Here is a 21,386-nt window from a genome sequence, read left to right as displayed (position 1 = left end):
GGGTCGACTGCGGCCCGAGTCTTCGGCCAGCCTGCCGTCGGGACTCCCCTCGCCGCCCGACAGCACTATTGAACGTGGAGTGCCGCTCCTTCCGCGCCCCTTGACAACACGGCATCGGCGACACCGCCGATTCAGCCCGCTTTCGCCCTACCGAATCCATTCCGGGCGTATCGTCGGTGCATGGGGACTCTCTACTACGGCGATTCCCAGACGCCCATCGGGATCGAGGATCGGACCCTCGCGCACCTCAAGATAGTGCTCGTGACGAAGCTTCGCCGTGGTGAGAGCTTCACACTCTCCTGGCGACACAGCGACGACGAAGCACGGGGACGGTCGACGATCTGGCTGCATCCCACGATCCCGCTGAGATTCGTGTTCGACGAACCCGAACGGCCGGAGTTGAACGCGAAGTGGATCAACGAACTGATGCGATCCGCCAATTCGACCGGCGGAGTCCAGCTCATTCCCGAGCAACTCGATACGTCACCAATCGCGACCCTGCCCGAGCAGCCGGTCAGCGTCGGTGCCGATGTGCAGGAAGTCGCCGGATCCAAGCGCAAGGAGTAGAGCGGTCTCGGTCTGGGTGGTGGCATTTCGTGTTCATGCCGGAAGACCAGGTTGAGCGCCGATCGTCGAAGCTTCCGGAAATGCCGAAGGCCCGGAATCTGAACGATTCCGGGCCTTCATCTGTTGCGGGGGCAGGATTTGAACCTACGACCTCTGGGTTATGAGCCCAGCGAGCTACCGAGCTGCTCCACCCCGCGTCACAAGGAAGAGTCTACACGGCGTCGGGGGCCGCCCGAACCAGACGACGCTCGTGGGCATCGGGGCGAGGGTCACGGCGGGATCCGCGCGCGTACGCGTCACGTGGCGGAGCCGTCTCCGGGAAAGACAAAAGGCTCCTGATCGGGTGAAACACCTGATCAGGAGCCTTTCTTTGTTGCGGGGGCAGGATTTGAACCTACGACCTCTGGGTTATGAGCCCAGCGAGCTACCGAGCTGCTCCACCCCGCGGCACAAGAGAAAACATTAGCACGGGATGCCGCCTCGGTCCAATCGAGCCACTCTCCAGACCTGCCGATGGTCGCACCGAACCTCGCCCGACGATCGACCCGCCGAACGTGCACCATGTGCACACTCCCGCGATTCCGTTGGAGATCTCCACAGCCAGCAACGGGCTTCGCTCGTGGCATCCGCGAACCTTTGTTAAGACTCTTTCTTTTCAATCGCCGGGCTTGGTACCGTCACGCAACCGCCGTGACCGCGGCGACCGGGACCACGATCGATGAGGATTCCATGTCACCACTCCCCCTGCTCCGCGGGGCGGCCGTCGCCGTCGCCGCCACCGCGCTCATCGCCACCGCCGCGACCGCGCCCGCCGCCGCCCATCCGCACCATCAGCCCGAGGGGCCGAGCGAGATCAACGGCTACCGCAGCGTCGGCTACCTGATGGCCGACACCCCGATCACGCGCGACTTCCAGATCGCCGACCTGCTGAAGAACGGTGCCATCGAAGACGTCACGCACATCAACTACGCCTTCGGCAACGTCACCGAGAACCTCGTCTGCGAGATCACCGACGTGCCGGGTGAGGGCGACGCGTACAACGACTACCTCCGCCTCGTCTCACCGCAGGACTCGGTCGACGGCAAGCGCGACCAGAAGAACAAGCACCAGCGCCTCGCCGGCAACTTCAACCAGCTGAAGAAGCTCAAGCAGGTGAGCCCCGACACCAAGGTGCTCGTCTCGCTCGGCGGCTGGACCTGGTCCGACCACTTCTCGGCCGCCGCGGCGACCGCCGAGAGCCGCGAGAAGCTCGTCACCTCGTGCCTCGACATCTACCTCAAGGGCAACCTGCCGAAGGTCGGCGGACTCGGCGGCGAGGGGGTCGCCGCCGGCATCTTCGACGGCATCGACGTCGACTGGGAGTGGCCGGTCAACGGCGGGGAGACCGCCAACGCCTCCCCCGCCGACCGCGAGAACTTCCTCGCGCTGATGGAGGAGTTCCGCCGCCAGCTCGACGAGTACGGCGCCGAGACCGGTGAGGACTACCTGCTCACGGCATTCGCGCCCGCCGGCGGGTGGAACACGAACGCCGGCGGATGGACCGACCCGCGCCTGTTCGAGGTCGTCGACTTCCTGAACATCCAGGGCTACGACTACGCCGGCGGATGGACCGGCAACACCGGCCACCAGGGCAACCTCCACCCCGACGGCACCAACAACTGGGGCCTCGCGCTCGACAACGCCGTCGGCCTCTACACCGCCGCCGGAGCCCGGCCCGACCAGCTGAACATCGGCATCCCCGCCTACGGCCAGGGCTGGACGAACGTCACCGTCGGCGACCGCGCCGGCTGGACGCCCGACCCCGCCGTGACGTCGATCGGCACGAAGCCCTACTACGAGATCCGCTCGATCGGCACGGGCTACTACGACCCCGCGATCGGCGCATCGTGGCGCTACGACGCCGTGACCGGTCAGTGGTGGAGCCTCGACGACCCGAAGTCGGTGAAGCAGAAGGCCGAGTGGCTCGCCTCGCAGGGCTTCGGCGGCGCGATGTGGTGGGACCTCTCGGGCGACTACCGCAACGAGCTCGGCTCGACCCTCGGCGACACGCTGCGCGCCGCCGACGAGGGCCCGCTCGGCTGACCTGCCGCGAGAACGACGGATGCCTCGGAGCGGACTCGCTCCGAGGCATCCGTGCCGTTTCGGGTTCGTGGTCTCGAACGCGCCGCTACCCGGCCGACGGGGTGCGCGCGACGAGCTCGTACGACAGCGGCAGCCAGCGCTCGGCCGGCCAGCCGTACATGCCCTCGCCGAGCTCGACCGTGGCGGGGAACACCTTCCACGGCACCGAGTAGTGCTCGGTGAACGTCTCGAGCTCGAGCCCCGCGTCGCGGAGCGCGCCGAGCACCTCGTCGATCGGGTGCGCCCACTCCCAGGTGCGGGCGTTCTCGAGGCGCGCCTCGGGGTCGGCGTAGTCGCCGGGATCGTCGAGGACCTCGGGCTTCTCGCTCTGGTACGCGTAGCGGATCGACGGCAGGCCGTCGGGTCCGTCGTCGCCGTCGAAGACCATCGCGGTCGGATGCCCCTCCGCGAAGTAGAGGCGACCGCCGGGCTTCAGGTACCAGGCGACGATCCGCGCCCACTCGGCGATGTCGGGCAGCCAGTTGATGGTGCCCCACGTCACGAACACGAGGTCGAACGACTCGGGCTCGGGCAGCATGTGCCGGGCGTCGTACACGTTCGCCTCGATGAAGCGGGCGCGATCGGCGACCCCGATCTCTGCGGCCATGCGCCGCGCCTCGGCCACGGCCGCGGGCGAGAAGTCGATGCCGATCACGCTCGCCCCGCGGTTCACGAGCGAGAGCGAGTCGGAGCCGAAATGGCACTGCAGGTGCAGCACGCGCACGCCCTCGAGCCCGTCGGGGTAGAGGCGTTCGACGCCGGCGCGCGAGATCGGGTCGAGCACTCCCCCGCCCGCACGCAGCGGCGCCTGGTCGTAGAACGTGCTCGCGAGGTGCACGCCGACGCGCTCGTCCCAACCGGCGCGGTTGTCGTCGAGCCAGTCGCCGTCACGCAGGTCGACGCTCATTCGCCGCCGGACTCGTCGGTGCCGCCCGTACCGCCCTCGGTGTCGTTGGTGAGCGCGATCATCTTCGAGATCGTGTCGGCGAGCTTCGCATCGGCGGCGCCGTAGGCCACCCAGTCGCCCTCGGCGAGTGCGGCCTGCTTGTCCTTCAGGGCCTGGGCGGCCTGGTTGAGCAGGGCCTGCATCTCGTCGCTCGGCGTCTCGGGCGAGGTCGGCGAACCGCCGTCGCCCTCCTCGGGCGTCGGGGTCGTGCCCGGCTCCACCTCGTTGTCGCCCGCCGACGCACCCGAGTCGCCGCCGAAGAGCACGTCGAGCGCCTGGTCGAGCGTGTCCTGGAAGGCGATCTGGTCGCCGAAGGCGACGAGCACCTTCTGCAGCAGCGGGTAGCTCGTGTCACCCGTCGACTTCACGTAGACCGGTTGCACATAGAGGAGGCCGCCGCCGACCGGGACGGTGAGCAGGTTGCCGTTGATGACGTCGGACTGGCCCTGCTTCAGCAGGTTGAGCGACTGCGAGACGCTCGGATCGGAGTTGAACTTCGCCTGCACCTGGCCGGGACCGGGCACGTTGTCGTCCTCGGGAAGGGTGAGCAGCCTGAGCTTGCCGTACCCGTCGGACCGTTCGCCGTCGGTGGCCCCGGCGTCGGAGTCGACGGCGAGGTAGCCGCGCAGGACGTTGCGGCTCTGGTCGCCTCGCGCCTCGGGGATGAACGTCGAGTACAGCGAGTACGCGGGCGCGTCCTGCCCGGGCATCTGCATCGTCAGGTAGTACGGCGGCTGGAGGAGCGTCGTGTTCGCGCCCGCCGTCGGGTCCTTCGGGGTCGTCCACGCGTCTTCGCGCGAGTAGAACGGGCTCGCCTCGGTCACGTGGTAGCGGCCGAGCACGGCGCGCTGCACCTTGAACAGGTCGGAGGGGTAGCGCACGTGGCTCATGAGCTCGCCCGACATCTTGCTCATCGGCTCGATCGTCGACGGGAAGATCTTCTGCCAGGTCTGGAGGATCGGGTCCTCGTCGTCCCACGCGTAGAGCGTCACCGTGCCGTCGTAGGCGTCGACCGTGGCCTTCACCGAGTTGCGGATGTAGTTGATCTCGTCGAACGCGAGCGCGGGCGCGAGCCCCTCGCTGTCGGCGATCGCCTCGCTCATGCTGACCTTGTTCGAGTACGGGTACTGGTCGGAGAGCGTGTAGCCGTCGACGATCCAGACGAGACGGTCGCCGACGATCGACGGGTAGGTCTCGGAGTCGAGCGTCAGGTACGGGGCGACCTTCTGCACGCGCTGGACCGGGTCGCGGTCGTAGAGGATCTGCGAGTCGTCGGTCACCTGGTCGGAGAGGAAGATCTGCTCGGACTGGAATTTCAGCGCGTAGACGAGCTTCGTGAAGATGTTGTCGAGCTTCGGCCCGCCGTCGCCCGAGAAGGTGGTCTGCGTCTGCTCCTCGTTGTCGCTGCCGGCCGGGTAGTCGAGCTCGATGGGCTCGCTGTCCTTCGGGGCGCCGACGATCGAGTACTGCGGCGAGCTCTCGCCGAAGTACACGCGCGGCTCGAACTCGCCGAGCGAGCCCGCCTGCGGGATGCCCGACTCGAGGAAGACGGGCTGCCCGTCGACCGAGCGCTGGTTGCCCGCCGCGGCGACGAGGCCGTAGCCGTGGGTGTAGACGAGGTGCGAGTTGAACCAGGTCTCGGCGTCGCCGAGGCCCGAGAGCTTGACGTCGCGCACCGCGACCACCGTGTCCTGCGTGGTGCCGTCGACCTCGTAGCGGTCGACGTCGAGCTGCTTCGGGAACTGGTAGTACTGCCGGAACTGCTCGAGCTGCGAGAACGCGGGCGAGATCACGAGCGGGTCCATCAGGCGGATGTTCGCGGTCGTCTCGGCGTCGGAGCGGAGCGCGCCGGGTTCGGCGTCGGTCGTCGCCTCGAAGGGGATCTCCTCGACGTCGGCGACGCCGTACGCGTCGCGCGTGAGGTCGATGTTGCGCTGGATGAAGGGCGCCTCGAGCGACTTCGCGTTCGGGTCGACCTGGAAGCGCTGCACCACCCACGGGTAGAGCGTGCCGATGAGCAGGCTCGTCACGATGAGGAGCGCCGTGCCGACGAGCGGCAGCCGCCAGCGGCCCATCACGGCGGTCACGAAGAAGAGGATCGCGACGACGACGGCGATGCCGGCGAGGATGCCGCGGCCTGGGATCGTGGCGTACACGTCGGTGTAGGCGGCACCGGTGATGAGCGAGCTGTTCTCGGTGACCGTCGCGTACTGGTCGAGCCAGATGCTGATGCCCTGCAGCAGCAGGTAGAGGCCCGCGGTCACGGCGATCTGGATGCGCGCCGACTTCGAGATGACGACCTCGCGGCCGCTCACGCGGATCGCGCCGTACAGGTAGTTCGTCGCGACGACGAGGAGGACCGAGAGCAGCACGACCGCCGAGGCGAAGCCGACGATGCTGCGGTAGAAGGGCAGCTCGAACACGAAGAAGCCGACGTCGAAGCCGAACTGCGGGTCGGTCTGGCCGAACGGGGTGCGGTTCAGCCACGCGAGCGTGACCTCCCAGCGGCTCGACGCCGAGACGCCGGCGAAGACGCCGAGCACCACGGGGATGCCGTACATCGCGAGCCGGCGGAGGGGCTCGAACACCTCCTGGTAGCGGTCGAGCTGGGAGTTGAGCTTCGCGTAGACCGGGCGCGTGCGGTAGGCGATCTGGATCGAACCCCAGATCGGCAGCGCCATCGCGAAGAACCCGATGAGGAACAGCGAGACCCGCGCGATCCACTCGGTGGTCAGCACCGAGAGGAATCCGAGTTGCTGGAACCAGAGCACGTCGGTGTAGAGGCCCGCGAACACGAAGAACGCGATGACGAGGACGGCCACCACCCCGATCGTGATCGCGATCGGGGCACGACGACGCGGGACCCTCGGTTCTTGCGGCTGTGCTGACACTCTCGGCCTCATGTTCGGTCGGGATGGGATCGAGACTCCATCCTAGAGTCGCGATGCTTGGAATCTGCTGGTCAGGAGGCGTCGCACGACGGGTAGGTCCCCGTCAGCTCGCCGTCGCCGAGGTCCTCGACGATCGTGCGCGCCTGGTCGAGCGTCGACACGGCGAACACGGTCATGCCGTCGGGCACGTTGCCGACGACCTCGTCGCAGTTCGACTCGGGCGCGAGGAACCAGTCGGCGTCGGCGCCGTCGGCGCCCCAGAGCTTCTGGCGGATGCCGCCGATCGCCCCCACGGCGCCCGCCGAGTCGATCGTGCCGGTGCCCGCGACGATCTCACCGCCGGTCATCGCGCCGGGGGTGAGCTCGTCGACGATGCCGAGCGCGAACATCATGCCGGCGCTCGGGCCGCCGACGTTGTCGAGCTGCAGTTCGACGTCGATCGGGAACTCGTAGTGCATGCGCACGCCGACGCCGAGCACGGCCGTGCCGTCGCGGTCGACCGGCGTGACCTCGACGGTCTCGCGCACGCCGTCGCGTTCGATCTCGATCGACGCCGGGGCATCCGTGCCGTGCTCGCGGACCGCCGCCTGCAGCTCGCCGATCGAGTTCACCGGCGTGCCGTCGAGCGAGACGACGACGTCGCCCTCCTCGAGCACGCCGTCGGCGGGCGAGCCCTCGAGCAGGCCCACGATCGTCACCTCGCGCGGGAACTCGTAGCCGAGCTCGACGAGGGCCGCGGCGATCGCGTCCTGCTGCGAGTCGACCATCGCCGCCTCGTTCTGCGCGTCGCGGTCCTCGTTGCTGACGCCGGGCGGGAAGACGGCCTCCATCGGCATGACGGTGCGGGTGGGGTCGCCCCACGCCCAGAGCACCTCGAGCCAGTTCGGCGTGTTGCCGGGCCGCCCGACGACCGAGACCGTGAGCAGGTTGAGCTCGCCCTCGGTCGGGTACGTCGTCTCGTCGGGGATCTCGATCAGCGGCACCTCGTCGCCGTCGGCGTTCTCGGCGACGCCGAGGGTGTCGTAGACGGGGCCCGGCTGCTCGATCACGTACGGCGAAGGCAGCAGGCCGAACACGATCGCGATGACCGTGGCGACGATGACGGCGGTCCATCCGATGCGCTCGCGCCGCGAGCGCCGACCCCGATCGGCGGGCGCCGGCGAGTCATCGGTGAAGAGGGCCATCGGGCAGTCCTTTCGCGGCGTTCGCGACGAGGGGCCGGTCGTACGCGGCGACGGGCCGGGGTGGTGGGGCGGGCCGAGCCGGCGCTGTTCGCGAAGGGCGGACACCCGGATTGCAAGCCTAGGCCATTTCCCAGACGCGACGCCGGATGCCCGCGTTACGGTTGAAGAGACGAGAGCTGGAGGTGGCGCACGTGGCCGATCAACAGGGCGAACCCGGCGACCGGAACCCCGAGGACGAGTTCCGCGACATGCTGCGCGAACTGCTGTCGGGTGCCGGTGGCATCGACCCGTCGAGCCTCGCGGGCGCCGCGGGCCTGCCGAACGACCCGGCGAGCGTCGCCGCGCTGTTCGGCCAGTTGCAGCAGGCGATGAACCGCAGCGGCGACGGCATCGACTGGAGCGTCGCGACCCGCCAGGGCGAGGAGCGCGCGGCGACCGGCCAGACGCAGATCTCCGACGCCGACCGGGCCCGGTTCGACCAGGCCTTCCAGGTCGCGTCGCTCTGGCTCGACGAGGCCGTCGATTTCTCCGCCCCGCCGCAGACGCCCGAGGTGATCACCCGGCGCGCGTGGGTCGCGGCGACCATGCCCATCTGGACCCAGCTCGCCGAGCCCGTCGCCCTCTCGATCTCCGACGCGCTCACCCGCGTGATGCTCGAGCAGGCTCCCGAAGAGATGCGCGGCATGATCGAGAACGCGAGCAAGATGCTCCGCGGCATCGGCGGCGCGCTCTTCGCGATGCAGCTCGGGCAGGTCGTCGGCCAGCTCTCGACCGAGGTCGTCTCGGGCGGCGACATCGGCATCCCCCTCCTCGACGACTCGCGCGCGGCGATCCTCCCGCAGAACGCCGCGGTGTTCGGCGAGGGCCTCGACATCCCGGCCGACCAGGTCGAGCTCTACCTCGCCGTGCGCGAGCTCGCCCACGCCCGCCTCTTCCGCCACGCGCGGTGGCTGCGACTCCACCTCATCACCGCGATCACCGCGTTCGCGCGCGGCATCGACATCGACACCGAGCGCCTCGAAGAGCTCGCCGAGGGATTCGACCCGTCGAACACCGACGAGCTCCGCCAGGCGGTCGTCGGCGGCACGCTGATCCGGCCGAAGAGCGAGGCCCAGCAGGCGGCGCTCGGCCGGCTCGAGACGATGCTCGCGCTCGTCGAGGGCTGGGTCGACCAGGTCACGGCGGATGCCACGGGCCGGCTGCCGCGCACCGATGCGATCGCCGAGTCGATCCGACGCCGTCGCGCCTCCGGCGGACCGGCCGAGTCGGCGTTCGCCACGCTCGTCGGACTCGAGCTCCGCCCGCGCCGTCTCCGCGAGGCGGCGGCGATGTGGAGCGCAGTGACCGAGGCCGTCGGCGTCGAGGCGCGCGACGCGCTCTGGGCGCACCCCGACCTGCTGCCGACCTCGGCCGACCTCGACGACCCGAGCGCACTCATCGCCCGCCTGACCGGCACCGACACGGCCGAGACCGAGGCCGACGACGAGTTCGACCAGGCGCTCGAGCAGCTGCTGCGCGGCGAGACGCCGGCGGGCCCCGGCGAGGACGGCGAGACCCCGACGAGCTGACGCCCGCGCGGCGCGCTGCGCGCTGGCCCGTCGGCGCGCCGACATCCGGTGGCGCGCCATTTCGCCACGGTCTGCGCCGGTACTTCTGGTGCGGACGGCACCGAAGTGGCGCCCACAGGCGCGACGGGTCGGGACCCTGTGGAGGGATTCCGACGCCGGGCGCCGCAGTGCGCGATGCTCACGGCATGTCACCGCGCATCGATCCGGCACTCCCCCTCGTCTGGCGTTCGCCCAGCGAGTTGCAGCTCGGCGGCGAGGTGCCGCGCGTCGTCATCCGCGACCCCGGTCCGCTCGAGACCGGGCTCCTCACCGCGCTGCGGCACGGCGCGAGTCTCGGGACCCTCCGCACGATCGGCCGCGGATTGGGCGGCACGCCCGCCGAGATCGAACGACTGCTCGCGAAGCTCGGCCCGGTGCTCGAGCCCGAGACCGACGCCGAGGCGGGGGCGGCTCTCGACGACCGGCCCCCGGTGCTGCTCGACACCGACGGGACGTTCGGCGCCCTCCTCGAACGGCGCCTCGTCGAGCTCGGGCACCGGGTCGTCGCCGTCGACGCGGTCGAGACGGGCGCGACGCCCGCCCCCGGCCTCGTCGTGATCGCGGCGCACTGGGTGATCCCTCCGGCCCGTCACCTGCCCTGGCTGCGCGCCGACGTGCCGCACCTCGCGGTCGTCGACGACGAGTCGGGCTGGCGCATCGGCCCGCTCGTCGAACCCGGTCTCGGCCCGTGCCTCCGCTGCCTCGAACTGGCCCGCCGCGACCGGGACCCGGCGTGGCCCGTCATCGCCGCGCAGCTCGCCGGGCGCCAGGCACCGCCCGCGGCACGCGGCATCCGCGCCCTCGTCGATGCCGCGACGGCCGCGGCCGCCGCTGTCGACGACCGGCTGCGCTTCGGCGAGACGCCCCTCGCGGGGCGGAGCCTCAGCCTCGCGACCGCTGGCGGCTCGCAGACGGCGAGCCACCGGCCGCACCCCGAGTGCGGTTGTCGAGCTCCTGGAGGAAGCGCGACGGCTCCCGCTCTCCGCGCTGCCCGTCGCCCAGGCGCGACCAGCTCAGCTCGAGGCGATGCCGTGCCCGCGTGAGTCCGACGTACAGCAGGCGGCGCTCCTCGTCGATGGCGTCGAAGCCCTTCGCGTAGCTGATCGGCAGCATGCCCTCGGTGAGGCCGACGAGGAAGACCTCGTCCCACTCGAGGCCCTTCGCCGAGTGCAGGGTCGCGAGCGTCACCACCGCGAGCGCGGGCTCGTGCTGCGCCTCGGCTCGCGCCCGCAGATCGTCGGCGAACTGCCGGAAGCTCGTGCCCTCGGGAGCGTCGTCGACGAGGCGCGCGATCGCGTTGAGCGACTCCCAGCGGTTGCGCACCGCCCCCGGCCCCTCGGGCGCCTGCACGCTCCAGCCGAGCGAGCGCAGTACGTCGCTCACCGACTTGAACAGCGGCTCGCCGGAGATCGTGAGCGCCGCGGCCCGCAGGGCGTGCACCGCCTCGCGCACCTCGGGCTGGTCGAAGAAGCGGGCGGCGCCGCGCACCCGCGAACCCACGCCCACCTCGTCGAGCGCACGCTCGAGGATCGCCGACTGCGAGTTCACGCGCATCAGCACCGCGATGTCCTCGGGCGCGACGCCCGCGTCGATGCGATCCCGGATGCGGGTCGCCACGCCCCGGGCCTCGGCGAGGTCGGAGGCGTACTCCGTGAGCGCCGGCTCGGGCGCCCGGTCGCCGGGCATCGCCGAGACGAGGCGCAGCGCGCCCTCGCGGCCGCGCATGAGCCGGTTCGCGGTGTCGACGATCTGCCCCGTCGAACGGTAGTTGCGTTCGAGTCGCACGACCGTCGCCTCGGCGTAGCGCCGCTCGAATCCGAGCAGGTAGCTCGAGTTCGCCCCGGCGAAGGAGTAGATGGTCTGGCTCGCGTCGCCGACGACGCAGAGCTCGCTGCGGTCGCCGAGCCAGAGTTCGAGCAGCTGCTGCTGCGCAGGCGAGACATCCTGGTACTCGTCGACGATGAAGTGGCGGTAGCTCTCGCGCACCTGCATCGCGACGGATGGCTCGGACTCGATCATGCCCGCGGTGGCGAGGAGCACGTCCTCGAAGTCGAGCATGCGCCGCTCGTCCTTCACATGCTCGTACGACTCGACGAGCTCGAGGAACTGCTCCGCCGTGAGCCGCCCGGGCGCACCGCGCATCGCGAGCCGCGCCGCGTACGACTCGGGCCCCTTGACGCTCACCTTGCGCCACTCGATCTCGGCCGCGACGTCGCGCAGCGTCGCCACGTCGACCTTGAGCTTCACCCGCTCGGCGGCCTGACCGAGCAGCCGGCCCTTGTAGTCGAGCACACGCGGCGCCGGACCGCCGACGACGATCGGCCAGAAGTGGTTGAGCTGCGCGAGCGCCGCCGCGTGGAACGTGCGGGCCCGAACGGCCCCCGCCCCGAGCGCGCCGAGCCGCGCGCGGAGCTCCGCGGCGGCGCGCGAGGTGAACGTGAGCGCCATCACGCGTGCCGGGTCGTACGCGCCCGAGGCCACGCCGTACGCGATGCGGTGCGTGATCGCGCGGGTCTTTCCGGTGCCCGCACCCGCGAGCACGCAGACCGGCCCGTGCAGCGCCTCGGCGACGACGCGCTGCTCGGCGTCGAGCCCGTCGAGGAGCGGGTCGCCCGTCGTGACGCCGGGGTCGGCGGCGACCTGCGCGCTCGTCTCGGCGCCCGTCACGAGCCCGACCATGCGGGCGAGCGATCGGGCGCCACGACGGGCCCCCCGTACCAGCCTTCGATGAGCCAGCGGGCGATCGAGGTCTCGCCCGGCAGCGTCACGCCGCCCCACGACTCGGCCAGCTCCTCGCGGCTGAACCAGCGCAGTTCGAGGATCTCCTCGCCGTCGGGCCTCGCGGTCGCGGGGTCGACCCCGGGTGCGAGCCGCGCATGGAATCCGAGCATGAGGCTCGCCGGGAACGGCCACGGCTGCGATCCCCGGTACTCGACCCGGTCGACGGCGAGTCCCGCCTCCTCGTGAATCTCGCGCACGACCGCGTCCTCGAGGGACTCGCCCGGTTCGACGAACCCCGCGAGCAGCGAGAAGCGCCGCTGCTCCCACAGGGCGTTCGATCCGAGCAGCAGCCGGTCGTCGTCGTCGGTGACGACCACGATCACGGCCGGGTCGGTGCGCGGGAACAGCATCGCGGCATCCTGATCGCAGCGCCGGGCCCACCCGGCCTGCACGGGCGTCGTCGTCGCGCCGCACCGTGGGCAGAAGCCGTGGGCGGCGTGCCAGTTCGCGAGTGCGAGCGCCTCGACGAAGAGCCCGGTGTGGAGCTCGTCGAGCCGGGTCGCCGCGGCGCGGAGTCCGACCCACCGCGCCGCCTCGGGCTCGACGGCCGCGGCGGTCTCGTCGTCGACCACGCGCAGTTCGTAGGTGAAGGCAGGGTCGTCACCGCGCCCGAGGTAGGCGCGCAGCATCCCCGCGGGCGCGTCGGCCGGGTGGCGGAGCCCGAGGGCCGGTGCCGAGCCGTCGACCTGCTCGGCCATGAGCGCGCGGTCGCCGTGCACGAGCAGCACCCGCGATGCCGGGTCGGCGTCGAACGCGTCGAAGATCACCGGATCGGCGCGCCGCTCGGCGTCGCGATCGATCACGGCCCGCGCGAACGGTGGAGTCGGGCCCTCGTCGTTCACTGCGCCCCTCTCGCTGATGGATGCGGAGTCGGCGGGAAGGTGTGGCGGTCGCCCGTCGCCGGGAGATGCCTGCTTAAGCTGAATGCCATGGCCAGACCCCCTCTCACTCTAGCCGCGTTGGCCACGGCGGCGGTGCCCGGACTCGAGGTCAGCGCCGCCCGGGCGCACACGCGGCGCAGCCACGGGGCCTTCGACGCCGTCGAGTTCCGCACCACCGACGATCGCCACCTCATCATCAGGGTCCCGCGATCGCAGGCCGCCGAATCCGAGCAGTCGGCCGACCTCGTGGCGCTGCGCGCCCTGACGCCGGGCATTCGCAGCCGCCTCGACTTCGCCGTGCCGTCGTTCATCGGCCAGGCGCCCATCGACGGCACGCGCGCGGTGGTCACCGAGTTCATCCCCGGGGTCGTCTCGACCGCCGACGAGCTGACCGCGCACGAGCGGCTCGCCGAATCGGTCGGGCTCGCGATCGCCGCGATCCACTCGCTGCCCGCCGGGTTCGTCGGCGACGCCGGCCTCGCCCGGCAGGATGCCACGGAGACCCGCGAATCGGTCGTCACCCTCATCGGCCGGGCCGCCGACACCGGTCGCCTGCCCGCCGCGCTCCTGCGGCGCTGGGAGGAGGCCACCGACGACGACACGCTCTGGCGCTTCCGCCCGACCGTCGTGCACGGCACCCTCACGGCCGACTCGATCCTGAACGACGGCGAGACCGTGACCGGGGTGCTCGGCTGGTCGGGCCTCGCCGAGGGCGACCCCGCTCGCGACCTGCATTGGCTGCTGACCTCCCGCGGCGCCGCGGCCGAGCGCGCGCTCGGCGCGTACATCGCCGCGCGCGAGGGCGGCGCCGACGCACACCTTCCGCAGCGCGCCCTGCTCTACGGCGAGCTCGAACTCGCGCGGTGGCTGCTGCACGGCATCGACGAGCGCGACGACGCCATCGTCGAGGACGCCGTCGGCCTCCTCGACGGGCTCGTCGAGAGCGTGCACGATCATTCGAGCGAGTCGCTGTCGCCCGAGACGGGGCCGATCCTCGCCGTCGGCGAGGTCGAGCGGCTGCTCGACGAGACCCCGCTCGACCGGCTTCCCGCCGAGCGCGGCGGCGTCATGCTCACCGACAGCTACGACTTCTCGGAGCTCGATCGGCACGAGGCCCGTTTGAACGACGCGCCCCCGATGGATGCCACGGCGCCCATCCCGCTCGACCTCAGCGACTGGGGCGACGCCGCACCCGACGACGACTCGGGCAGGGCGCCCGGCGATCACCTCCGCGGCGACGACGGCTCGACCGGCGTGCGCTCGGGCGACGTCACCGACGACCAGGCCCGACGCAACTCCGCCTCGTCGTAGATCCGGTCGGGCCTGATCACCCGATCGTCCTCGACGAAGTAGAAGACGGCGTCGACGACGGCCGGGTCGACACCGGCCCAGCTCGCGTACGCGAGTCGGTAGAGGGCGAGCTGGGTCTGCTTGAGCTCGAGGTCGCGCGCGTCGCGCGGCGCCTTGCCCGTCTTCCAGTCGACGACCTGCACCCGGATGCCTCGGGCGCCGAGCTCCGACTCGGGGGCGATGTCGTAGACGGCGTCGAGCTTGCAGACGAACACGTTGCCGCCGATCGGCAGGTGGAGCTCGAGTTCGACGGCGGCGGGCCGGCGGTCGCCCCACTCCGAGGCGGCGAAGGTCGCCTGCAGCGCGCGCAGGCGTTCGGGTGCGACGTCGCCGTTCGCCGGGTCGACGGCGACCGCGTCGTCGGAGTCGAACCCGTCGGCATCGAGCTGTCCGTCGAGGTCGTGGATTCCGTCGAGTCCATCGATCCCGTCGAGGCCGTCGGCGGCGCCGATCGGGGCGAGTCCGTCGAGTCCGTCGAAGGCGTCGGCCGGGTCGAGCGAACGCTGCTCGACCCACTCGTGGAAGAGCGTGCCGATGCGCGTCGCCCGGAACGGACGCTGGGGCATCGGGCGCCGGAGCGCCGCGGCGACCGCGAGCGGATCGTCGACGTAGTCCTTGAACCGCGACGCGGGCACGCGCACCGGGATCTCGGGCGCCTCGGCCGGCTCGTGACGGCGGCGGCGCTCCTCGAGCAGCAGTCGGAGCTCGTCGGACAGGCGCGGACCGATGCCCGCGCCGCTCGGCCGCAGTGCGGCGGCGCGCACGGCGTCGGCCGCGGCCTCCACCGCTGCGCGCCGGTGACCGAGCGGATCGAGCGGCCAGCTGACGCGTTCGGCGGTGCCGGTGCGCGGGTTCTCGTCGTGCTCGGGCGCACCCGGCAGGACGTCGATCGACACGACGCCCGCCTGCACGAGCTCGCGGAGGAACGGGCTCGGCTGCCGCGGCGCCTTCTGGGTCGACCACCACGAGCCGCTGAGCAGGAGCTCGGTGCGCGCCCTCGTCAACGCCACGTAGGCGAGCCGGCGCTCCTCCTCAGCGTGGCGCTCGCGGTTCTCGTCGGCGAAAGCCGAGACCGCAGCATCGAACTCGGCCTGGCTCTGCACGCCCCGCCACTGCAGTTCGGGGAGCTCGTCGGCGTCGCCCTTGAACTCGTTGGGCAGCTCGCCGAACGAGAGCCACCCTTTCGTCGAGCGTGGCTTCGACGGCACCTCCGCGTCGACCATGCGCGGAATCGCCACGACGTCCCACTCGAGCCCCTTCGAGCCGTGGATCGACAGCACCTGCACCGCGCCCGGTTCGGGTTCGTCCTGACGGGGCGAGAGCCGGTCGCGCTGCTCGGCCTCGGTGAGCCAGGTGAGGAACGCCCCGAGCGTCGGCTGCTCGCTCATCTCGACGAATCCGACGAGCAGTTCGTCGAACGCCTCGAGGCTCGGCGCGCCGAGCGGTTGTGCGGCGTTCGCCGCGACCTCGAGGTCGAGCAGCAGCTCCTGCTGCACGAGGCTCACGAAGTCGATGAGCCCGAGGCCGGCTCGCCGCCGGAGCGCCTGCAACTGGGCGCCCGCGCGGCGCATGCGCGCGAGCCCCGTCTCACTGAAGCCGCGGAGCGCGGAGTGCTCGTCGGGGGCGGTGAGGAGGAAGTCGAGGGCGTCGACGATCGACGGCGACTCGTCGACCGCGATCGAGGTGCGCAGGCCCCGCCGCACCTCGTCGGCCAGGCGCCGGCTCGCGAGGTCGCGGTCGGCGAGCCACTTCGCGAGCGAGCGCAGGGCGTCGAGATCGGCCGGGCCGATGCGCCAGCGCGCGCCGCCGAGCACCCGCACGAGCTCCGACCCCGCCGAGGGGTCGTGCACCACGCGGAGGACGCAGACGAGGTCGGCGATGACCGGCTGGTCGAGCAGCCCCGCCATGCCGAGCACGTGCACCGGCACTCCCCTTGCGCGCAGCGCCTCGGTGAAGACGTCGACGTTGGCGAAGGTGCGGCAGAGCAGCGCCCCGCTCGCCCCCTCGCCGCCGCGGCCGAGTCGCCGGGCGAACCATTCGGCGACCCTCGCCGCCTCGTCGTCGATGGTCTCGCTCCAGCTCACGTCGAGGCGGCCCGGCCCGGCGAACGGCGACGCACTGAGCGGCGCCTTCGGGATGCCGGCGTCGAGCGGCGCGATGAGCGCGTTCGCGGCGTCGAGCACGATGCGCGGGTTGCGCCAGCTCGTCGACAGGTCGTACACCGCCGCTTCGCCGCCCGTGGCGAAGTCGCGCCCGAAGCGCGCGAGGTTCGCGGCGCTCGCCCCGCGCCAGCCGTAGATCGACTGGTCGGGGTCGCCGACTGCCATCACCGCGTGGCCGCCGAACAGCACCGACAGCAGGCGCGTCTGCACGACGCTCGTGTCCTGGTACTCGTCGAGGAGGACCGTGCGGTAGCGCTCGCGGTGCGCGGCGACGACCTCGGGGTGCCGCTCGCAGATCGCGAGCGCGAGCGAGACCTGGTCGGAGAACTCGACGAAGCCGCGCTGCTGCTTGATCGTCGCGTACGCGTCGGCGAGCTCGAGGAGGGGCGGCAACGCGCCGACCACGCCGAGCGCATCGACGAAGGAGGCGAAGTCGGTGCGCTTGCGCGGCGCCTCGATCGGGAGCCCCTCCATCTGCAGGAAGTCGCGCACCATGACGCGCACGTCACGGCTCTCCGCCACGTTCTCGGCGAGCGCCCGGCTGAGGCCGAGCACGGCGCCGGTGACCTTCTCGAGCGAGGCGTCGAGCTCGACCAGCCGGGGGTCGGCCGAGGCCGCGACGACCGAACGCGCGAGCTGCCAGGCGGCGGCCTCCCCGAGCACCGAGGCGTCGGGCTCGCGCCCGATGAGCATCGCGTGCTCGCGGTAGATCGAGCTCGCGAAGGCGTTGTAGGTGCCGACCGCGGCCGACTCGATCGGGTCGAGCTCGACGGCGGCGATGCCCTCGTCGACGAGCTGAGCGACCCGCTCGCGGACGCGCTCGGCCAGTTCGCCTGCGGCCTTGCGGGTGAAGGTGAGCCCGAGCACCTCGGGCACCTCGACGTGCCCGTTCGCGAGCAGCCAGACCACGCGGTTCGCCATCGTCTCGGTCTTGCCGCTCCCGGCGCCGGCCACGACGATGCTCTGGCCGCGCGGGTCGGCCTCGATGACGGCGCGCTGCTCGGGCGTCGGCGCGTGCAGGCCGAGCCGGGTGGCGATCTCGAGCGCGCTCAGCACGGCGCCGCTCATGCCGACACCGCCGGCACGAGGTGGACCCGATACTGCCAGGCGCCGAAGCGCGACCCGAAGCCGAGCTCGGCAGGTCCGTCGAACGCGGCGCCGGCCATCGTCTGCGCGACCGCCTCGAGTCGCTCGCGGAAGAGCGCCTCGGCCTCGTCGTCGAACGGCTGCTGCGCCCGTTCGGTGTACGCGTTGCCCGAGGCGGGCTTCGCGAGGTAGACGAGCTTCGCTCCGCCGAGCGTGCCCCGGTTCGGCACCGCACCGGCCCGCGCCGCCAGCTGGTAGGCGGCGAGCTGCGGGTGCGCGGCGGTCTGGGCCGCCGTCGGCGGGGTGCGCCCGGTCTTCAGGTCGACGATCACCGTCGTGCCGTCGGCTGACGCCTCGACCCGGTCGATCGTGCCCGTGATGCGCACCCGGCCGAGCTCGAGGGTGAAGCGCCCCTCGGCCTCGAGCAGCACCTTGCCGTCGTCGGCGAAGCCCGCGAGGTAGCCGGCCGCGCCCTCGGCCATGCGTCGCGCGCCGCGTCGCTCGCGCTCGGCGACCCACCCGGCCTCGAATCGGACCTCGCGCAGGCGCTCTTCGACTCCGGCCCACAGCGTCTCGATGCTCGTGTCGCCGTCGTCGCGCGCGCCGGCCTCCTCGACGACGGCGTGCACGATCGTGCCGATCGACGCGGCGATGCCCGACGGCGGCGACGCCACGTGGTCGATGAACCAGCCGAGCGGCGACTCCTCCACGCGATCGATCTGCGACGGCGAGACGGCGACGACCGCGTCGGGCTCGCCGACGAGGTCGACGAGGGGCGCGATCGTCGAGGGCGCCGCGAGCCCGTACCAGTCGTCGGGATGCGCGCCGGGCACGCCGGCTTCGGCGAGCAGCGCGAGCGCGGCCGGTGCCTCGCCCGCGGGCGAGCCGATCGTCTCGCGGCGGAGCGCTCCCACGAGACCTCGCAGGTGCAGCGGTCGACCGCGCGGCGCCCGCAGTCGGTCGGGCGCGTAGCCCATCAGCATCGAGGGCTGTTCGTCGTCGTTCGCGGTGCAGCTGAGCACGAGCTGGCGTTCGGCGCGCGAAGCCGCGAGCGCGAACAGGCGCAGTTCGTCGCTGCGCACGGCGACGCGCGCCTCGGGCACCGACTCGACCGTCGGCAGCGGCGCCCCCGCCCGCACGGCCGCGGCGGTGCGCGCGAGGAGTCCGGCGTGCAGCAGGGTGCCGCGGGGTCGGAGGTTCGGCCACACCCCGTCTTGCAGGCCCGCCACGACGACGACCGCGAACGAGCGCCCGATGAGCGCCGGCGGAGTCGTCACGAGCACCGTCTCGGCGCTGCGCTGCGGCGCGAGCGAGTCTTCGGGGAGCTCGCTCGCGAACACCTCGTCGACGAAGCGCACGGCGGGCGCATCGGGCTCGCGTTCGACGAAGCGCTGCGCGGCGGCGAAGAGCGCCACGGCGGCGTCGAGCGAGCGATTCGCCTCATCGGCGAGCACGCCCGTGCCGGCCGCCTGCGCACCCCACTCGGCGGCGAGCCCGCTGCCCTCCCACAGCGCCCAGAGCAGTTCTTCGACGGTGCGTCCGCGCACGGCCTCGGCGCGGGCCGAGGCGACCAGCTTCGCGAGGCGTGCGGCACGCCGGGCCGGCGCGGCGTCGATCGACTCGAACCCGCCGGGGGCGCCGAGCGCCTCGACGAGCAGTTCGTCGCCCGTGCGGTCGCCGCCGTTCGCGAGCTCCTCGTGGCGGAGGGCGAGCCGCAGCCGTCGGAGGCCGACCCCGTCGAGCCGCCCGATCGGCCCGGTGAGCAGCGAGACCGCGAGTTCGGCGGTGAGCGGTTCGCGCTCGAGCACGAGCGAGGCGGCCGTGAGCAGCGCCGCCGCGGCCGGGGCGTCGCGCAGGGCGGTGCGGGCGGCGCTGCCCGCGGTCGGCACCTCGGCGAGCGCGAGCCCGCGCTCGAAGGCGGGCACGTCGCCGCCGGAGCGCAGGACGACGGCCATCTCGGACCAGGGCACCCCGTCGAGCAGGTGGCGTTCGCGGAGGACGGCGGCGACCGCACGGCACTCGGCCGCGTGCGAAGCTGCCTCGACGCCGACGACGGCGGCGAGCGGCGGTCGCGCGCCGGGGGCCGAGTCTGGCTGCCCGGAAAGCGCCGAGGCCTCGGCCGCGGCATCCTGCCCGCGCTCGGCCGCCGATGCCCCGGCGACCGTGGCGACGCGATGCGCACCGCCGAGCGCCGCACCGATGTGCGCCGTCGCGGACTGCACGACCGCGCGGAGCTCGGCCGTGCCTCGGTGCACGACGGGCAGCACGTGACGCTCGACCGGGGCGCCGTCGAGCACGTTCGAGAGCGCGCCGAGCAGTTCGGGGCGTCCGCCGCGGAAGCCGTTGCTCGCGACGTCGGGGTCGCCGATCGCGATCACCTGGACGCCGCGCGCGGCGAACGCCCCGAGGAGCGCCGCGGTCGCCTCGGTCGCCTCCTGCGCGTCGTCGACGACGATGAGCCGCAGGCGTGCGAGCAGGCCGAGGGCGGCCGCGGCGTCGGCGTCGTCGGGGCTCCGGCGCACGACGGCCGCCGCGAACGCCGCGAGTTCGGCTGAGTCGAACTGGTTCGGTCGCAGCTGGGCCTTCACCTCGTCGTACTCGGCGAGGAAGTCGGCGGCCGCGACCCACTCGGGGCGCTCGCAGCGCTCGCCGAGCCGGGCGAGCGCCTCGGCGTCGACGCCGTGCTCGACGGCGCGCATGAGCAGGTCGCGCAGCTCGGTGCGGAACCCGCGGAGCACGCGCACCTCGGGCGTCAGCGGGTCGGGCCACTCGGGGCCGAACCCGTCGCGGATGCCGCCGTCGAGGAGCTCGCCGACGATGTGGTCATGCTCGGCCCCGGTGAGCAGGGTCACCGAGGTGCCCGTGTACGCGCGCACGAGCTGGAAGGCGATCGAGTTGGCGGTGCGGGCGAGCGGGCCGCGCGTCGTGAGGGCGAGCCGCACGGCGAGCGCGTCGCGGAGCGCGGTCGCCGCGGTGCGCGTCGCCGAGACGACGAGCACCTCGTCGCTCGAGTGGCCGAGGCGTTCGATGCGGTCGGCGACGAGCTCGATCGCGAGGCTCGTCTTGCCGCTGCCGGGAGCGCCGAACACCGCCGCGTGACCGCCACCCGAGAGGTTGCGGACGAGGTCTGGAACGGTTCGGGTGCCCTGCATGTCGGCAACGTTAACCCGTTCCGCCGACAGTGAACGCGAACGGCTCGGCACGGCACGATGTGTAGGGTTTGAGACACGAGCAGAAAGGCGCACCGTGGACGTTCGCATCGGCATCCAGAACTCCCCCCGTGAACTCGGGTTCGAGACTTCGCAGTCGGCCGCAGAGGTCGAGCAGGCGGTCGCGGCGGCCCTCGCCGGGCAGTCACCGCTCCTGAAGCTCGCCGACGACAAGGGCACCGTCTTCGTCGTCCCCGCCGCAGCGCTCGCCTACGTCGAGATCGGCTCGGAGGAGTCGCGTCGCGTCGGTTTCGTCGCCTGACGATGGAGCTCCTCTTCGTCACGCTCGGCGGCGCCATCCTCGGCCTCGCGGCGCACTTCGCGTTCCCGTACCGCCAGATGCGCGGCGTCGCGCTCGTGCCGTCGATCGGCGCGGCCGTCGCCGCGGTCGTGTGGGTCGCGCTGACGTGGCTCGGCTGGGCGTGGGACGGCGGGTGGATCTGGGTCGTCGCGCTCGTCGCCTCCGGTCTCGCATCGGCGGCAGCCGGGTTCCTCATCGGGCCGGGCCGTCAGAAGGCGGATGCCGCGCTCTTCGAGCGCCTCTCCCGACCGGGCGTCAGCCGCGCCTGACCGGCGTCGGCGAACCGCCGCGGGCGGCGAG

Annotated in this window: 13 protein-coding genes and 2 tRNA genes; 6 read left to right on the top strand and 9 right to left on the bottom strand. The window is 72.2% G+C overall.

Annotated features, from left to right (window positions below; translation table 11 throughout):
• Nucleotides 1-180 precede the first annotated feature (180 nt).
• Nucleotides 181-567, top strand: a complete 387-nt coding sequence (locus tag ACFVTR_RS16095) for a hypothetical protein (RefSeq protein WP_387038915.1) — start codon at nt 181-183, stop codon at nt 565-567.
• A 123-nt stretch (nt 568-690) separates the two neighbouring features.
• Here ACFVTR_RS16095 and ACFVTR_RS16090 read toward each other — a convergent pair.
• Both ACFVTR_RS16090 and ACFVTR_RS16085 read right to left on the bottom strand, forming a co-directional pair.
• Nucleotides 691-764 (bottom strand) — tRNA-Met (locus ACFVTR_RS16090).
• Nucleotides 765-940: 176 nt separating this feature from the next.
• A tRNA-Met gene (locus ACFVTR_RS16085) sits at nt 941-1,014 on the bottom strand.
• 282 nt (nt 1,015-1,296) lie between these two features.
• Between ACFVTR_RS16085 and ACFVTR_RS16080 the strand changes: the two genes are divergently transcribed.
• A complete protein-coding gene (locus tag ACFVTR_RS16080) occupies nt 1,297-2,649 on the top strand; it encodes a glycoside hydrolase family 18 protein (RefSeq protein WP_387038914.1) in 1,353 nt (450 codons plus the stop codon).
• 85 nt (nt 2,650-2,734) lie between these two features.
• Here ACFVTR_RS16080 and ACFVTR_RS16075 read toward each other — a convergent pair whose 3' ends face one another.
• Genes ACFVTR_RS16075 through ACFVTR_RS16065 form a run of 3 tightly spaced genes read right to left on the bottom strand, consistent with a single transcriptional unit; the run spans nt 2,735 to nt 7,709 of the window.
• The gene (locus tag ACFVTR_RS16075) at nt 2,735-3,595 is read right to left on the bottom strand and encodes a class I SAM-dependent methyltransferase (protein WP_387038912.1); all 861 of its coding nucleotides are present in this window, start codon (nt 3,593-3,595) and stop codon (nt 2,735-2,737) included.
• Entirely contained in the window at nt 3,592-6,537 is a 2,946-nt protein-coding gene (locus ACFVTR_RS16070; protein WP_387038909.1) for a UPF0182 family protein, read from the bottom strand. Before ACFVTR_RS16070 ends, ACFVTR_RS16075 begins: the two co-directional genes overlap by 4 nt.
• 59 nt (nt 6,538-6,596) lie before the next feature.
• Nucleotides 6,597-7,709 carry a PDZ domain-containing protein gene (locus ACFVTR_RS16065; protein WP_387038906.1) on the bottom strand — a complete coding sequence of 371 codons (1,113 nt, stop codon included), beginning with the start codon at nt 7,707-7,709 and terminating at the stop codon, nt 6,597-6,599.
• 191 nt (nt 7,710-7,900) lie between these two features.
• On the opposite strand from ACFVTR_RS16065, the gene ACFVTR_RS16060 reads away from it, so the two are divergent.
• A complete protein-coding gene (locus ACFVTR_RS16060; RefSeq protein WP_387038904.1) occupies nt 7,901-9,277 on the top strand; it encodes a zinc-dependent metalloprotease in 1,377 nt (458 codons plus the stop codon).
• A gap of 921 nt (nt 9,278-10,198) precedes the next feature.
• Here ACFVTR_RS16060 and ACFVTR_RS16055 read toward each other — a convergent pair.
• Both ACFVTR_RS16055 and nudC read right to left on the bottom strand, forming a co-directional pair.
• Nucleotides 10,199-11,995: an ATP-dependent helicase gene (locus ACFVTR_RS16055; RefSeq protein WP_387038902.1), complete on the bottom strand. Its 1,797-nt coding sequence runs from the start codon at nt 11,993-11,995 to the stop codon at nt 10,199-10,201.
• Nucleotides 11,980-12,939 (bottom strand): NAD(+) diphosphatase, encoded by a 960-nt coding sequence (gene nudC / locus ACFVTR_RS16050; protein ID WP_387038901.1) that lies wholly within the window; start codon nt 12,937-12,939, stop codon nt 11,980-11,982. The genes ACFVTR_RS16055 and nudC overlap by 16 nt, the downstream gene beginning before the upstream one ends.
• Nucleotides 12,940-13,026: 87 nt before the next feature.
• Here nudC and ACFVTR_RS16045 point away from each other — a divergent pair, with 87 nt between their 5' ends.
• Nucleotides 13,027-14,289, top strand: coding sequence for a phosphotransferase (locus ACFVTR_RS16045; protein ID WP_387038899.1), 1,263 nt, complete (start codon nt 13,027-13,029; stop codon nt 14,287-14,289).
• On the opposite strand, the gene ACFVTR_RS16040 is transcribed toward ACFVTR_RS16045, so the two are convergent.
• Both ACFVTR_RS16040 and ACFVTR_RS16035 read right to left on the bottom strand, forming a co-directional pair.
• Nucleotides 14,202-17,558 carry a UvrD-helicase domain-containing protein gene (locus tag ACFVTR_RS16040; protein WP_387038897.1) on the bottom strand — a complete coding sequence of 1,119 codons (3,357 nt, stop codon included), beginning with the start codon at nt 17,556-17,558 and terminating at the stop codon, nt 14,202-14,204. The genes ACFVTR_RS16045 and ACFVTR_RS16040 overlap by 88 nt on opposite strands.
• Entirely contained in the window at nt 17,555-20,728 is a 3,174-nt protein-coding gene (locus ACFVTR_RS16035; protein ID WP_387038895.1) for a PD-(D/E)XK nuclease family protein, read from the bottom strand. The genes ACFVTR_RS16040 and ACFVTR_RS16035 overlap by 4 nt, the downstream gene beginning before the upstream one ends.
• A gap of 94 nt (nt 20,729-20,822) precedes the next feature.
• Here ACFVTR_RS16035 and ACFVTR_RS16030 point away from each other — a divergent pair, with 94 nt between their 5' ends.
• Both ACFVTR_RS16030 and ACFVTR_RS16025 read left to right on the top strand, forming a co-directional pair.
• Nucleotides 20,823-21,047: a DUF3107 domain-containing protein gene (locus ACFVTR_RS16030; RefSeq protein WP_026378876.1), complete on the top strand. Its 225-nt coding sequence runs from the start codon at nt 20,823-20,825 to the stop codon at nt 21,045-21,047.
• 2 nt (nt 21,048-21,049) lie between these two features.
• A complete protein-coding gene (locus tag ACFVTR_RS16025; RefSeq protein WP_376947528.1) occupies nt 21,050-21,355 on the top strand; it encodes a hypothetical protein in 306 nt (101 codons plus the stop codon).
• Nucleotides 21,356-21,386 lie beyond the last annotated feature (31 nt).

It is taken from the genome of Agromyces sp. NPDC058126 (assembly GCF_042884595.1).
GTDB lineage: Bacteria > Actinomycetota > Actinomycetes > Actinomycetales > Microbacteriaceae > Agromyces.
The sequence above is the reverse complement of the archived record's forward strand: the minus strand, read 5'-3'. Positions and strand labels throughout refer to the sequence as shown.

Coding starts and splice junctions, on each gene's coding strand:
- ACFVTR_RS16095 (WP_387038915.1), top strand. CDS start 181: ATGGGGACTCTCTACTACGGCGATTCCCAGACGCCCATCGGGATCGAG.
- ACFVTR_RS16080 (WP_387038914.1), top strand. CDS start 1,297: ATGTCACCACTCCCCCTGCTCCGCGGGGCGGCCGTCGCCGTCGCCGCC.
- ACFVTR_RS16075 (WP_387038912.1), bottom strand. CDS start 3,595: ATGAGCGTCGACCTGCGTGACGGCGACTGGCTCGACGACAACCGCGCC.
- ACFVTR_RS16070 (WP_387038909.1), bottom strand. CDS start 6,537: ATGAGGCCGAGAGTGTCAGCACAGCCGCAAGAACCGAGGGTCCCGCGT.
- ACFVTR_RS16065 (WP_387038906.1), bottom strand. CDS start 7,709: ATGGCCCTCTTCACCGATGACTCGCCGGCGCCCGCCGATCGGGGTCGG.
- ACFVTR_RS16055 (WP_387038902.1), bottom strand. CDS start 11,995: ATGGTCGGGCTCGTGACGGGCGCCGAGACGAGCGCGCAGGTCGCCGCC.
- ACFVTR_RS16045 (WP_387038899.1), top strand. CDS start 13,027: ATGGCCAGACCCCCTCTCACTCTAGCCGCGTTGGCCACGGCGGCGGTG.
- ACFVTR_RS16040 (WP_387038897.1), bottom strand. CDS start 17,558: ATGAGCGGCGCCGTGCTGAGCGCGCTCGAGATCGCCACCCGGCTCGGC.
- ACFVTR_RS16035 (WP_387038895.1), bottom strand. CDS start 20,728: ATGCAGGGCACCCGAACCGTTCCAGACCTCGTCCGCAACCTCTCGGGT.
- ACFVTR_RS16025 (WP_376947528.1), top strand. CDS start 21,050: ATGGAGCTCCTCTTCGTCACGCTCGGCGGCGCCATCCTCGGCCTCGCG.